The organism is Sphingobium sp. Z007, assembly GCF_900013425.1.
Classification (GTDB): Bacteria; Pseudomonadota; Alphaproteobacteria; order Sphingomonadales; family Sphingomonadaceae; genus Sphingobium.
This window is the reverse complement of the sequence record NZ_FBXK01000005.1, coordinates 3,149,900-3,163,374: the sequence shown is the minus strand read 5'-3', so window position 1 is coordinate 3,163,374 and position 13,475 is coordinate 3,149,900. Positions and strand designations below refer to the sequence as shown.

At 68.2% G+C, this 13,475-nt stretch carries 12 protein-coding genes; 8 read left to right on the top strand and 4 right to left on the bottom strand.

Annotation, left to right across the window (positions count from 1 at the left end):
* Nucleotides 1-52: 52 nt before the first annotated feature.
* Entirely contained in the window at nucleotides 53-988 is a 936-nt protein-coding gene (locus tag CEQ44_RS23275) for a toll/interleukin-1 receptor domain-containing protein (protein WP_088183054.1), read from the bottom strand.
* Between CEQ44_RS23275 and CEQ44_RS23270 the strand changes: the two genes are divergently transcribed.
* The gene (locus CEQ44_RS23270) at nucleotides 987-1,643 is read left to right on the top strand and encodes a hypothetical protein (RefSeq protein WP_254913672.1); all 657 of its coding nucleotides are present in this window, start codon (nucleotides 987-989) and stop codon (nucleotides 1,641-1,643) included. The genes CEQ44_RS23275 and CEQ44_RS23270 overlap by 2 nt on opposite strands.
* Before the next feature lie 16 nt (nucleotides 1,644-1,659).
* Here CEQ44_RS23270 and CEQ44_RS23265 read toward each other — a convergent pair whose 3' ends face one another.
* On the bottom strand, nucleotides 1,660-3,273 hold the full coding sequence (locus CEQ44_RS23265; RefSeq protein ID WP_088183053.1) for a caspase family protein: 1,614 nt from the start codon (nucleotides 3,271-3,273) through the stop codon (nucleotides 1,660-1,662).
* Between the two features lie 394 nt (nucleotides 3,274-3,667).
* On the opposite strand from CEQ44_RS23265, the gene CEQ44_RS23260 reads away from it, so the two are divergent.
* The 7 genes from CEQ44_RS23260 to CEQ44_RS23230 all read left to right on the top strand — a co-directional run bounded on the left by CEQ44_RS23260 (nucleotide 3,668) and on the right by CEQ44_RS23230 (nucleotide 11,878).
* The gene (locus tag CEQ44_RS23260) at nucleotides 3,668-4,117 is read left to right on the top strand and encodes a hypothetical protein (protein WP_088190808.1); all 450 of its coding nucleotides are present in this window, start codon (nucleotides 3,668-3,670) and stop codon (nucleotides 4,115-4,117) included.
* A complete protein-coding gene (locus CEQ44_RS23255) occupies nucleotides 4,114-5,742 on the top strand; it encodes an SUMF1/EgtB/PvdO family nonheme iron enzyme (RefSeq protein WP_088183051.1) in 1,629 nt (542 codons plus the stop codon). Before CEQ44_RS23260 ends, CEQ44_RS23255 begins: the two co-directional genes overlap by 4 nt.
* Before the next feature lie 63 nt (nucleotides 5,743-5,805).
* Nucleotides 5,806-6,717 (top strand): hypothetical protein, encoded by a 912-nt coding sequence (locus CEQ44_RS23250; RefSeq protein ID WP_088183050.1) that lies wholly within the window; start codon nucleotides 5,806-5,808, stop codon nucleotides 6,715-6,717.
* Nucleotides 6,718-6,742: 25 nt separating this feature from the next.
* Entirely contained in the window at nucleotides 6,743-8,293 is a 1,551-nt protein-coding gene (locus tag CEQ44_RS23245) for a C1 family peptidase (RefSeq protein ID WP_088183049.1), read from the top strand.
* Between the two features lie 8 nt (nucleotides 8,294-8,301).
* Complete coding sequence (locus CEQ44_RS23240; RefSeq protein ID WP_088183048.1) at nucleotides 8,302-10,440, top strand: RyR domain-containing protein; 2,139 nt, start codon at nucleotides 8,302-8,304, stop codon at nucleotides 10,438-10,440.
* Complete coding sequence (locus CEQ44_RS23235; protein ID WP_088183047.1) at nucleotides 10,428-11,195, top strand: ABC transporter permease; 768 nt, start codon at nucleotides 10,428-10,430, stop codon at nucleotides 11,193-11,195. The genes CEQ44_RS23240 and CEQ44_RS23235 overlap by 13 nt, the downstream gene beginning before the upstream one ends.
* Nucleotides 11,192-11,878: an ATP-binding cassette domain-containing protein gene (locus tag CEQ44_RS23230; RefSeq protein ID WP_088183046.1), complete on the top strand. Its 687-nt coding sequence runs from the start codon at nucleotides 11,192-11,194 to the stop codon at nucleotides 11,876-11,878. Before CEQ44_RS23235 ends, CEQ44_RS23230 begins: the two co-directional genes overlap by 4 nt.
* On the opposite strand, the gene CEQ44_RS23225 is transcribed toward CEQ44_RS23230, so the two are convergent.
* Both CEQ44_RS23225 and CEQ44_RS23220 read right to left on the bottom strand, forming a co-directional pair.
* Nucleotides 11,836-12,441, bottom strand: coding sequence for an ABC-type transport auxiliary lipoprotein family protein (locus tag CEQ44_RS23225; RefSeq protein ID WP_088183045.1), 606 nt, complete (start codon nucleotides 12,439-12,441; stop codon nucleotides 11,836-11,838). The two genes, CEQ44_RS23230 and CEQ44_RS23225, sit on opposite strands and share 43 nt — an antisense overlap.
* A complete protein-coding gene (locus CEQ44_RS23220; protein WP_088183044.1) occupies nucleotides 12,438-13,427 on the bottom strand; it encodes an MlaD family protein in 990 nt (329 codons plus the stop codon). Before CEQ44_RS23220 ends, CEQ44_RS23225 begins: the two co-directional genes overlap by 4 nt.
* Nucleotides 13,428-13,475: the final 48 nt, after the last annotated feature.

The window sequence follows — 13,475 nt, the reverse complement described above, 5'->3', positions numbered from 1 at the left end:
AGGGCAGGACTTCAACAGGCTCAGCCCGAACGGAAAAGGTTGATGTCGATTTTCACGGACGCGGGCAGCTTTCGCCCTCCGCGACCATGCGCCGCACCTCCTGCGCAGCGACCTGCGCCAGCCAGGCGCGGCGCTCCGCCTTGTCGGCGTTCTGCTCCGCGAGGGCGCGCGCGGCCTGCGCTGCATTGCGCTGCTGCACCGCCATGCGGGCATAGGTGAAGGCAGCGATCGACAGGCCGCTCAGCACGATAATCAAAAGCAGGGCGGCGGCCGATAACGCAGCCGCGATTCGCCGGCTGCGGCGCTGGTCGCGTCGGTAGAGCGCGGCATAGGGGGCGCCGAGCAGGCCCGCGATCAGCTTGAGCTTGACGATATGGCGCTCATTCTTTTGCAGGTCGGGCGCCAGCGGTTCGAGCGGCTGGCTGCGATCCAGTTCGCCCGCCGCGTCCAGCGCGAACAGCAGGGGCGCGGGAAAACAATCGGTGTCGGGATCGCCGGGCACGCCAGCGGCAATCAGGGCGAAGACCGGCGCCTCCGGGTTGAACCGCTTGAAGGATCGGATTTCCTTGTCGACCCAGACCGAGCGCGCCGCGCTGGGCGAGCAGATGACGACCAGCGCGTCGGACCGGGCCAGCGCGCCCTGTAATTTGGGGCCGAGTTCGGCGGCCCCCGCCAGTTCGTCTTCATCGCGGAAGATCGGACGGAGCCTGGCAGGGATCGGGCCGCGATCGCCCGCCGTCCCCACCAGCCCGTGGGGCACGCGATAATTTTCGATGGCGCGGTGCAGCCAGCGCGCGACCTTCATGTCAGCATGGCTGTAGCTGATGAAGGCGGCATAGCGCCCCTCGCCGCCCGCCCCGCCGACGAGCGCCGACAATTGCTTGTGCGCATATCCCGCCAGTTCCGCGCCGCCAGCCAGCACTGGCTTTCCCACCGCAGCGGCAGTATCCACAGGGGACGAGAAAATCTTACCGAGGGGGTTGGACATGATGCGGACATTCCTGATCGCGGGTGTGGCGATGATGGCGCTTGGCAGTCCCGTGGCAGCGCAGGAGACGACTACGCCACCCGCCCCGTCTGTCACCCCCGCCGATCCCTTCGCCCAGGCGATCGCCGCGCGGCAGGTGGCCGACTTCGCCCGACGCGAGCGCGATCCCCATGCAATGCTGACCGCGGCGCGGATGCTGCAGCAGGTGCCAATGACCGATGGCGCGACTCCGGCGCAGGGCGACGCTGCCTTTTCCCCCGACGCGCTGTTCGCCGAGGCCAAGGCGCTGGCGCGCGACGACCAGGCGTTGCTCTTGCAAATCCGGCTGGCGCAGTCGGCGGCGGGGCGCGGCGTGGTCGCCTCCGCCTTCGGCAAGGGGCTGGTGCGGCGCGTGCAGGACGTCAATCCGCGCAACGCCTATCGCTTCACCGTCACCGCCAAGGGTGGGGAGCCGCTGCGCATCGGCGCGATCGGCGACATCGGCACCAATATGTATATCCGCCTGCTCGATGCGTCGGGGCGGCAGCTCTGCCTGGACGACAATGCCGATTATGCCCCGGTCTGCGCCGTCACGCCGCGTGCATCGGGCCAATATCGCGTCGATATCGGCAACAAGAGCGCCGCCAAAAGCCGGACCGTGATCCTGAGCAACTAAGGCGCGCGGCCGCATATCAGTTGCCGGTATAAAGTTCGCCGATCGACAGGCTGGCCTGCCCCCCGGTCTTGACCATCAGGTCACGGATCGGGGCGACCAGCCGGGCGGCGGCGCGCTGATTTTCGACCGTGCGTAGGAGCAGGCGGAAATCGTCCGGCGGCTGCGGCGTCACCAGCGCGACGACATGGTCCGCGCCGAAGGGCGGGATGACCTGGCTTTCCAAAACGGGCAACGATTGGCCGGGGGCCAGTTCGCCCTTACCGTCCGACGCCGCGACCGGGAACAATCGCTGCACCGTGCCGTCCGACGCGATGTTGAAGACGGTCGCATAGCGGGGGCCGGTCACGACCGCGCCGTCTCCAGTTTGCGCGAGCGCCAGCGTCACCGGCGCGCCGGACGGATAGCGCGCACCATTCTCCAGCGGACCGACCATCAACCGCGCGTCGCGTTCCGACAGAAGCGGACGCAACGCCTCCAACGCCGCCCATTTGTCGATGACGCCGCGCACCTGCGCCGGGCTTTTCACATTCTGGGCGACGATATCGCCGGTCCGGCGCAACATCGCCTGCGCCCGCGCGTCCCACACGAAGTCGGCGCCCTGCCCGTCGGTCAGAATGCGCCAGGGATGGTCGCCGCTGACGCTGGCGCGCGCTTTCATATCCGCGACGTAGAGGCCGGGCAGCGGCGGCGGGGCCGGCGGCGCGGGCGGCGGCGGCGCGGTGGCGAACAGACCCTGCCCTTCCCGCCCCGGCGGAATGATTGTGCTGCTTTCCTGTCGCTGGCCGCTCAGCATGCGCACCTGGACGTTGAGATAAGCGCCCAGTTCGCCGATCGACAAGGTGCCGTCGCCATCCTGGTCGGCGGCCATGCCCTTGCTATCGGCGCGCGGCGTGGTGACGCCCTGTTCGAACGACCATGTCAGGAAGCCGCGCGTGGGCGCGCCCTCCACCGGCAGCGCGTTTTCCCAGGCGATCTGATCGTCGCGCGCCGCACTGATGTAGAAGAGGTTGGGCAGGTCGTCGCGGGTGGCGCTGACCGGGGCGTCATCGCCCGCGGCAAGCACGCTGGCGAAGCGCGGGGCCGGACGCGACCCAAGTTCGACATTGCGTGCGCCCAGCGTCAGCCGCGGGGTCATGCCTGGCACGCGGGGATCGACGGAGCGGTGCAGCGTCCCGGAATGGCAGGTGTCGGCCATCATCAGCACCTGCACGCCCTTCGGCACATAAAGGGAAATCCAGGTGTAGAAATCCTTGTCGACGATGAAGCGTTCGGCATCCTTCGTGTCGGGATCGAAGCCGGGCAGCGGCAGGAACTGGTCGGTATCGCCGTCGCGCGTGCCCTTGACGGCCGCCTGGGCCAGTGCGCCATGGCCGGTATAATAGAGGAAGATCCAGTCGCCCGGCTTGGAGCGCAACCCCAGCGCGTGGAGCGCGGTTTCGACCGTGGTGCGGCTGACGCCGTCGTTGCGCAGGACGGTGACGTCGCTCGCGCCCTGGCCGCGGATCACCGCCTCCATCGCCGCCAGATCATTTTCCGGCCCTGCCAAGTCCATGATTAGATTGGATTTGAACTGCCACGCCCCCACCAAAAGCGCGCGCGTTTCGGCATGGGCATGAATATGTCCCAACATTATTGTGACAATGCTGGTTAATATTGTTGCCCAGAGTCCACGCCGCCCCTTGGACATTAGGAATCCCCCGCGCTTTTTTGTTGCCTCAATAGCTATATATCCATAATCGGATAAAGGTAATCGGGGCAATAACTATATCTAGACTCGGAGCGGACAAATGGCCGTGTTGCGTTGCACTATAGTTGTTGCGTTTTTCCTGCTGTCAGCGGGAGGCGCGCCTAACGCTTTGGCGCAGGCCGATAACGTCCCGCCGTCAGAACACCCCCCGGCCGATGGAGCAGCGGGTCGCGGCGTGCGCATTTTGCCGCCGGAGCCTATTGCGCCCAAGCCTGTTGCGCCACAGCCACAAATGCCGGGCACGCCGGCTCATGCCGTTACGCCCATCGCTGGTCCTGTGGCCGATCCCAGTCGATCGACACCCGCCGCCCTCGCGCCAGTTGCCGCCGCGCCAGTCGCGCCCGTGCTCAAGGCTTGCGACCGTCCGGTAGCCAAACCGACGCTACGATTTACCGATCCCGCCCGCTTCGATCGCGCGCTAAAGGGCAAGCTGCGCCGCGGCCGCCCGGTGGTGGTCGATCTCGACACCCCCTATCCAGCCGATAATGAAGCCCCACTTCCGTTGGGTGCCTGGCTGAACGAGGTCAAGCAGAGCGGCGGCACCGTCAGCGTCGCGCCCTATTGCCAGAAGGGGCGCGGCTTTGGTGGCTTCTTCGCTAAACTGTTCGGCGGCGGCCCCGCCGAACCCTATAAAGCCGCGCGTCGCTACGACGCGGTGCTGCATGTCGATGCGGTCGACCAGGTCGTGACCCAGGTCAGCTTTGCGCCGCGCAAGGCGGGGCAATGATCTACAGCCTGCCTGAGGGCGGGCGCGGCCTGATCCGCGCGCTGGTCGCCGCCTGGGCGCTGGTCCTGCTTGCGCTGGCCGGTCCCGCACGCGCGGCGGAAGAACCGCGGCTAGCGCTGGTGATCGTCAACGGCGCCTATCAATCCTTCGACAAACTCGGCTCCACCTATGCCGATGGCGACAAGGTCGCGACCGCGCTCAACGCCACCGGCTTTGTCGACGCCAGCGGCGCAGGCCCGGTGCAGGTGCGCCGCGACCTGTCGCGCGAGGCGATGGGCCAGGCGATCGCCGATTTCCGCGCGAAGCTGGCCGCGGCCGGTCCCAAGGCGTTCGGCACGCTCTATTTTTCCGGCCATGGCGCGGCGTTGGGCAGCTATGGCGACGTCATGCTGCTGCCGGTCGATGCCGGTCGCGATCTGACGCCTGAAAGCGCGACGCTGACCCGCGCGGCGCTGACCCATAACCTGCTGGGATCGGGCGCGAAGACGGTGCTGATCGTGCTCGACATGTGTCGCAACGTCCTGCCTGCGCCGCCGCCCTCGCTGACGCAGATGATCGCCGCGGAAACCGGGACCGAGGCGAGCGCGGTGGGTGAACTGGCGGGCAGCAAGGGGCTGCGCCGCATGGTCCGCGCGCCCACCGCCGCGATCCGGCCGGATCAGGGCTATCTCGTCGCCTTCTCCACCAGCGCCGACCAGGTCGCGTTCGACGACGGCATTTTTTCCAAGGTGCTGGCCGAGGAAATCCGTCGCCCGCAGCAGAATATCGCCGATGCCCTGAAGCGCGTGTCCGACCGGGTTGCGCTGTCGTCGGGCAAGAATTTCCAGAAGCCGACCTTCGACTATGGGCTGCAAGGCGCGCCGCCCTGCTTCATTTCCTGCGACCGGGCGGCGAGCGACCGTTTCTACGATTGCGCAAACTGCCCCTGGATGCGGGCGATCCCGGCCGGGCTGACGCCGTTCGGATCGCCCCTGTCGGAACCGGGGCGTGGCGGCGATGAAGCGGTGCAGGCCGACATGAAAATCGACCGTCCTTTCGCGATCGGCGTCTATGAAGTGACGATCGCCGAATGGAATGCCTGCGTGCGCGACAATGCCTGCACGAAGCTGGGCAATTGGTCGAAGGATAATCCCAACCCGCTGATCCCGGCGACGGACATCAGTTATGAGGACGCCCAGGCCTTCGTCGCCTGGCTGACGGTCCAGTCGGGCCGCCCCTATCGCCTGCCGACCGAACAGGAATGGGAATATGCCAGCCGCGGCGGCGCGCCGTCGGCCTTTCCCTGGGGCGACGACATCGGGCCATCGATGGCCAATTACGATCATACCGCCCGCTATCACGGATCGGATACCGCGCCCTATCGCGGCTATCCCGAAGCGGTGAACAGCTATCCCGCCAACAGCTTCGGCCTCAATCAGATGCAGGGCAATGTGTGGGAATGGACGTCGGGTTGCACTGACACGTCCTGCCGCGCGCGGATCATCCGCGGCGGATCGTTCGAAAGCGCACCCGATGCGCTGCGATCGGCCAATCGTTTCACCGTCCCGCCCGGCAAGCGCCGGCAGGATGCGGGCCTGCGCGTCGTGCGCGACCTGGAACCGGACGAGATCGGGGGATCGTCCTGACGTTGATATTATGAGGGATTACGCCGGGGGTGGGACTTCGGCGTGTAAAGAGGGGTAATATTCATGAAGAAGTTTCTGATCGCGGCCACGGTGGCGGCGCTCGTGCCGGGCGCGGCTTTCGCGTCGCCTTATTATTCGACCATCGGCAGTCCGAACAGCCTACAGCACACAGCGGTCACGACCGCGCTCAATCTCAACGATCTCGACTATGACGATGATCCCGACACGCCGGGTTTCGACATGGAGGGGGACGCGGATACGATCGGCGGCGCGTTCAGCTATTGGGGATCGGACGGGGTCGAGGGCCAGCGCTACGAACTGCGCTACCAGAAGGCGTTCCGTCCGTCCGAAGGCAGCCGCGCCCGCGTGCTGATCGACCCGATCCTCAATGTGCTGCACGTCAATGACGGCCAGACCGCGATCCTGGGCACGTTATCGACCGGCGTCGAAATCCCGGTCCAGCCCAACTGGCTCGTTACCCCGCGCGTCGCGTTCGGCGCGACCGACAATGACGGCTATTTCGGCGCCAGCAGCGAAGTGCTGACCCTGTCGGCCACAAGCCGCTACAAGATCGCGCATGTCGGCCGCGGTGACCTGACCATCGGCAATATGGTCGGATGGACCACGACGACCGATGTCGGCATCGGCAAGAAGGTGCCCTTCTATTTCAAGGAAGATGTCTGGTCCTTCCGCAACGGCATCGCCTATCAATTGCCGCTCAAGGGCCGGATGTTCGGCGGGCGGCAGGGCTCGATGCGGGCCAGCTACACCTGGACCAAGCTGACTGGCGATCCGCAATCCTATGAAGATGTGCATGAAGCCGCTCTGAGCGTGGGCATCCGCACCCGCGAGGCGGAGCAGAAGAGCCGCGCCGAGCAGCTGCGCATCGGCCTGATCTACACCCATGGCACCAGCAGCTTTTCGCATGATTTCGATTTCGACGCGGTGACGCTGACCATCGGCTATCGTTTCTAAAGCAGATATTCGGGAGGAACGGGTGATGACATGGCGTCTCGTCACATGGGGAAGCGCCGCGTTGCTGGCGCTGTCCGGCGGGGCGCTCGTCGCCCAGCAGGCGGACGACAGCCAGTTCATGACCGGGGCGGAGCCCGTTTCTCCCGAAGATTATGCCAAGCTGCCCAAACAGGGGCGGTTCCGCGCCTATCTGCCCAAGCAGGTGGACCTGTCCAACGCCTATCCGCCGCCCGGATCGCAGGGGCCGCAGCCCAACTGCGTCGCCTGGGCGACGACCTATGCCGCGCGCACCTTCCTCAATTTTCGCGACAAGACTGTGCAGCCGGACGATCCAGCCGACCAGATGAGCCCGGCCTATGTCTATAACCGGCTGCGCCCGGCTGGGTCGCCCTGCACCGGCACGATCAGCATCGTCCAGGCGCTCACTTTGCTGAAGAATGAAGGCACGGTCAGCCTGGCCGAATTTCCCGACGATATGACCAAATGCGCGATCCCGGCGGCCGAGGGGCTGAAAGAGAAAGCGGGCAATTTCCGCCTGCTCGACTGGCGCGCGGTGGACCGGGAGGTCAAGGACGATTGGCGCACGCCGATCATATTGGACGACGTCAAGGGCGCGCTCGCCCGCGGCGCGCCGGTGATATTCGCCATGCCTGCGCCCGCCGATTTCAAGGCATTCCGCGGCGACGGCGTATATCGCCGCACCGAAAAGCCGGACAAGGCCAATTACCACGCGATGGCAATCGTGGGCTATGACGAGGATCGCCAGGCGCTGCGCATCATGAACAGTTGGGGCCCGATCTGGGGCGACAAGGGCTATGCCTGGGTCGATTATGCGACCTTCAAGCTGCTGACCGGGGAAGCCTATTCGCTCGAAGCGCCGATCGCCCCGGCCGCGCCCGGCGCGCCGCCCCCGCCGCCACGCAACGACGCGCAAGTCTTCGCCGATCAGGTGGCGGCCATGCCGTGCGGCGCGGTGTCGGTGCAGGGGAAGAGCATCACCGGCTTTTCCGGCGACCTGAACGCGATCGCTGCGCTGCGCGAGGCGGCGATGAAGGCCGATCCAGGCCGCAGCTTTGCCGTGCGCCATATGCCCTGGCCGCAGTGCGAGGCGGCGTTGACGCTGGCCGCGCCGCTGGCGCGCGAAGGCACCGCCATCATCGTCCTGACCGCAGACGGCAAGAATCGGGATGGCGATCCGGTGGTCATGCAGGAGAATGAGATTTTCGGCGTCAGCGCGACGACGAGCGCGGCGCGGCCCTACCTCAGCATCATCTACCTCCAGGCTGACGGCAGCGCAGTCGAGCTGCATCGCGGCCATCCCGAACCCGATCGCAAGGGCGTGCGCCGCGTGACCATCGGCCTGTCCCAGGCGGCGCAACGCTATCAGGTCGCGCCGCCCTTCGGCCCGGAACTGATCATCGCGCTCGCCTCGGCCAAGCCGTTGTTCGGCGATGACGAAGTGGTGAACGGCACCGAGCGGCAGTTCTTGACCAAGCTGCGCGCCAAGCTGGCGGCGCCCCAGGGCGACGGCCAGGGGGTCTCCGCCGCTTTCGTCCGGCTCCAGACCAGCAACTGAGCCCGGCCATGGGGGGCCAGCCGACACAGGAGAAGCCCAAATCCCGCGGGAGCCTCCGCCTGCCGCCGGTGGCGCCGGTCGTGCGGTTCGGCGCGATGGCCCTTGCCTTCCTGCTGGGCACATGGGGTTTCGCGCAAGCCTACGCGCAGGCCGGGATCGCCTCGACCGTCATCCAGGACGCTATGCGCGCGCTTCGGCTGATCGTCGGCAGCTTTCCCCAGGTGCTGGAGGGGCGCGACCTGCCACTGGCGCTTAACATCGCGCGGTGGGCGTTGCCGCTGCTCACCTTCTGGTCGACGGCGGCGCTGGCCTGGGAGCAATTGCGCAACCCGCTGCGCTTGGCGCTGATCCGGGCACGCGGTGAACATCTGGTGATTGCGGGCGACGAGAGCGGCGGGCTGGCCGCGCAGGCGGCGCGCGGCGCGCTGGCCGACGGGCGGCGCGTGCTGCTGTGGCCGCAAGACCGGCGCATGACCTGGATCGCCGACGCGCTGGAGGCGGGCGCGGCGGAGGTGGAGCAGGGCGTGGCGCAAGAGAGCGCCGCCGACCTGGCGCTGGACAAGGCGCGTGCCGTGCTGCTGCTGTCGCGCGAGGCGCGCGGCAATATCGCGCTGGCTTCCGCCGTGCTGGCGCAGGTCAGCAGCGTGCGGCCGGCGGGCGACCCGGTCGACATCATCCTGCGTGTCGACGACCTGGACCTACGGCGCAGCGTCGAACAGCGTTTCGAACATGGCGATCGGCGGACGGCGCGGGTGCGGCTGGCGGCGTTGCCCGACATCGCCGCGCGGCAGCTGGCGCTGGCCCGGCCAATCGACGGGTTCTGCCGCGCGGGGCAGGCAGGGCGCGGCGTGCTCGTCATCGGCTTCACCCCCCTGGTCGAACGCTATGTGCTGCGCATACTGGCGGGCGGCCATTATCGCGATGGCGGCAAGCCCGCCTTCGCCCTCCACATGGCCGACGCGGCGCAGGGCGACGCGGCGTTTCGGGCGCGCAATCCGGGCGCGGACGCGCTGTCGCCGCTGCGTTTCGTAGAGGCGCGGCCGGACCCGGCGCGGATCGGCGCGCTGATCGACGCCCATGTCGCGGCGTCGGGCGAGCCGGCGGCGATCCTGATCGACCTGGATGATGACGACCGCGCGCTGGCCGTCGCGCTGGCGGTCGATGCCCGTTATCGCGCCGCCGCCCTGCCCGCCCCGCCGATCCATGTTCGCATGGCGGGCGCACATGACCATCGCATCGGCGCGGGGATATTCCCCTTCGGCAGCCTGTCGGACCTCGCCGATCCCGACATGCTGCTGCAGGACCGGCATGACGCGCTCGCCCGGTCGATCCATGATTTCTACCTGGAGGGCCGTTTTGCCGATGGCGAGCGGATCGGCGCGCGCGCATCAATGCAGGAATGGGAAGACCTGCCCGAAAGCTTCCGCGACGATAACCGGCTGGTCGCCGATTGCTACAGCCTTAAACTGCGCGACATCGGCGCGCGGCTGGTGGAGGGGAACGGGCCTTCGCTGAGCCTGACGCCGGACGAGCTGGAGGAATTGTCGCGCGCCGAACATGATCGCTGGATGGCGGCCAAGCTGGTGCAGGGCTGGACCCATGGGCCGGCGCGCGACGACGCGCGGCGGCTGCATCCCGACATCGTGCCCTATGATGCGCTGAGCGAGGCGATCAAGGATCTGGACCGGGAGCAGGTGCGGATCATGGCGCGGCTGCTGGCCGCATCGGGACGGCGGGCGCTGCGGACGCTGACGGTGGTCCTGCTGCCGGGCGGCGAGAGTGCGGCGCTCGATCCGGCTGCCTTGGTGGCGGCGTTGGCGGACCATTATCCCGATCGGGCATTGGTCTTTGTTGGCGAACTGGCCGATCGCTGGTCGCGCCATATGCTGGGCGCTTTGCAGGCGGAGGGACAGTTGGTGCAACTGGCGCTGAGGACCCATGTGCAGGCGATCCTTGACCCGCTGTCGACTGGTGAAGCGACCGCAGCGGCTGTGCTGGTGCAAGGCGCGGACGCAATCCATGCGGGCGACATGGCGGCGCTGGCCGTGCGCGCCGACCTGCTGCTGGCGGCGTTGCCGGTCGATGATCCGCGCGCCATCGTCATCGACCCGGACGGCGCGATCGGGCGCGCGCCATGGACGCGCTGAAGGGCGGACCCAAGCTGTTGGCCGCGATCGGCGCGGGGGCGTGGCTGACCGTGCGCGCCGCCGTGGGCATGGGCCGCCGCCTCATCGCGGGCGACGCTCTGGCGCAGCGGCAACTGGCGGACGGCCTGCCGCTCCATGTCTGGCGGCCATTGCGCACGCTGTTGCCGCTCACCGCGCTGGCCGGGATCATCGCGGGCATCGGCGCGGCGCGGTTGCTGGCGCTTTATAATGCGCAAATCCCGGTACTGGGCGCGCTGGCGGAGATAGTGCTGCGCGACATCGTGCCGCTGCTGGTCGGCCTGTTCGCCTGCGGCAGCGTGTCGGTGGCGCTGTCGTCGCGGCTCGGCGCCATGGCGCTAAACCGGGAGATCGACGCGCTGGAGGCGCTGGGACGCGATCCGGTCGCCCATGCGCTTGGGCCGGCGCTGGCCGCGGTGCTGCTGTCCGCGCCGATCCATATGCTGCTCGGCGGCATCGCCGCGGTGATCGGCTGCGGCGTGCCGCTGGCGCTGATCGCCAATGTCGGCTGGCCGCTTTGGTCCGGCTTCGCCTTCTCCCATGATGCGGCGGGCGCGATGCTGACCGGCATGGCCAAGCTGCTGCTCTACGCCCTGATCGCCTTTGGCGTGGGCAGCGCGGTGGGGGCAAAGCCGGTGCGATCCCCCGCCGATATCGGCCGCCGCGCCACCACCGCCTTCACCGCCGGATTGCTCGGCATCTTCAGCGCAGCGGCGTTGTGGACGGCGCTGCTATGAGCGCGCTGCTGGCGTTCGAGGGGGTGAGCCTGGTGCTGGGCGGCACGCGGCTGCTCGACAGAGTGGACATTGCCATCGAAGCCGGTGAGCGGGTCGCGATCCTGGCGGACAGCGGCGCAGGCAAGAGCTGGCTGCTGCGGCTGGCGATCGGGCTGGTCAAACCCGGCAGCGGTACGGTACGCTTGATGGGAACGGCGATGGAGGACGCCGCGCCGGACACGCGTCGCCTGCTACGCGCCCGCTGCGGCGTGGCGATGCAGGGCGGTTCGCTGCTGGGCGACCTCAGCGTCGAGGAGAATATGCGCCTCGCGATCGGCACCAGCGACCGACGCGCGGGGCGTCGGATTGACCGGTTGCTGCTGGAATATGGGCTGGAGCAGGCGGCAGCGACCCGCGGCGATGCGCTGTCGATCGGCGAACGGCGGCGCGCGGAACTGGCCCGCGCCTTCGTCCGCGATCCTGAGTTGCTGGTCCTGGACGAGCCGTTCGAGGGTGCCTTCGCCCGCAGCGACATGCTGGAGGCGCAGGTGCGGCGGCGGATCGTGCCGCAGGGCCGGGCGCTGCTGCTGCTGACGCAGGATCGCGCGCTCGTCGGGCGGCTGTGCGAGCGGGTTTACCGGCTGGATCGTGGTCGCCTGATTCAGCAGGATGCGGCGGTCACGGTCCCCGACGCCACATCCTGAACGAAAGCGGCGACCGCCTGCTCGATCGCGCCCTGGAAGGCGGCGGCGCGGACGGTACCGGCGGCCGACCCGATCGGTCGGGTGGCGCAATAACGGCCAGCCCAGATCGCCTTGCCCCCTCCCGTCTGATTTTGACCGACCTGCGTCACGTCGAAGGCGACGACCGCCTGCGCGCCACTTGCTACGCTCAATTCCTCGAACCGGTCGAGCGTCGCCACCACGCGCCGGTCGGCGGCGAGCGCCAGCGACGGGCCGGTGACGGTCGCAAAACGGGTGCGCAGCCCGGCGACCAGCGCACGGGCCAGGCTGTCGGTCGGCGGCTCTTCCCAGAAATAGGTGGCGGCCTGATGGATTTCGCCGGGCGCTGTGGCATCGACATAGGCGTAGCGCATGCCCCCCGACAGGCCGCGCGCCTGCACCGCCGCGACCGTGAAGCTGGGAGCGGCAATGGGCTGACCGGCGGTGAAGCTGGGCGACAGGCGCATCGTGACGGGCGCATCGCCCGGCTTGAGCGCGGCGCAGGCGGGCAGCGCGCAGAGCAAGAGCAGGATGATAGGCTTCATTTCTGTCCTCCCGGCGGCGGCGGATCGGCGTAGCGCTGGCCGCGGATCGCATAGGTGGGATCGCCCGCCAGTCGTTCGCTCAGCGCCCCCAGGCTGCTGCTGGTGCGTTCCAGATTGGCGCTGGTCGCCACTAGGGAGGCCGACGCGCCCTCCAATATCCCGCGCACTTCCCCAGCACTGCTTTTGCCCTCCGCCAACAGCCCGGCGATGCTGGCCTGATTCTGCGCCACCAGCGAGCGGGTTTCGCGCAGGATGCCGTTCAGCGCCGCGACGTCGATTTCGGATGCGCGGCCGGTCGCCTGGCGCACATGCGACAGGGTCAGCGCGATGTCGCCGCGGCCGGGCGTGAAGCTGCGGTCGAGCTGGGTGCTCAGGCTATTGAGCGCGGCGAGCGTTTGCGTGGCGTTGCGGGCGACCTGCGCCATGTCGACCGCCGATCCGTCACCCTGCAACATGCCCGACAATTTCTGCGCCATGGCGTTGGCGGTGCGGGCGACATTGGCCGCCTCCCCAATCGCGAGCGCGGCGGTTTCGAACAGGTCGGCGGGGCGACGGCAGCCGGGCAGCGCACCGGCGGCGTCCCGACCCGGCACCGGATCGCAGCCATAGGCGCGGCGCGCGGCGGGGCATTGGGCGCTGCCGGTTTCCAGCGCCACCAGTTCGATGCGCGGCGCGGTAAGCGGATTGGCCGAGGCGACGGTGGCGAAGGCGCAGGCGGAAGGCTGCCATTTACGGTCGATGCCCATGGCGACGGCGAAGGTGCGGCTTTGGCGGTTGAGGTCGATAGACCGCACGGCACCGATCGGCGCGCCGCGGAAATAGACCTGGACGCCCGGCGACACGCCCTCGACATCGTCCAGGGTCGTGGCGATCACCCGCTGGCGGAAGAAGGGATCGGGCACAAGCGCCAGGATCGCGACCACGCCCAAGGCGAGCAGCGCGGCCCCCAGTCCCCATCTGATCTGCGTCGTCGAGTCCGGCGTCATGCCTCACTCCCCCTAGAGGGAGAACAGACCCGCGCGGGTCGCTTGTCA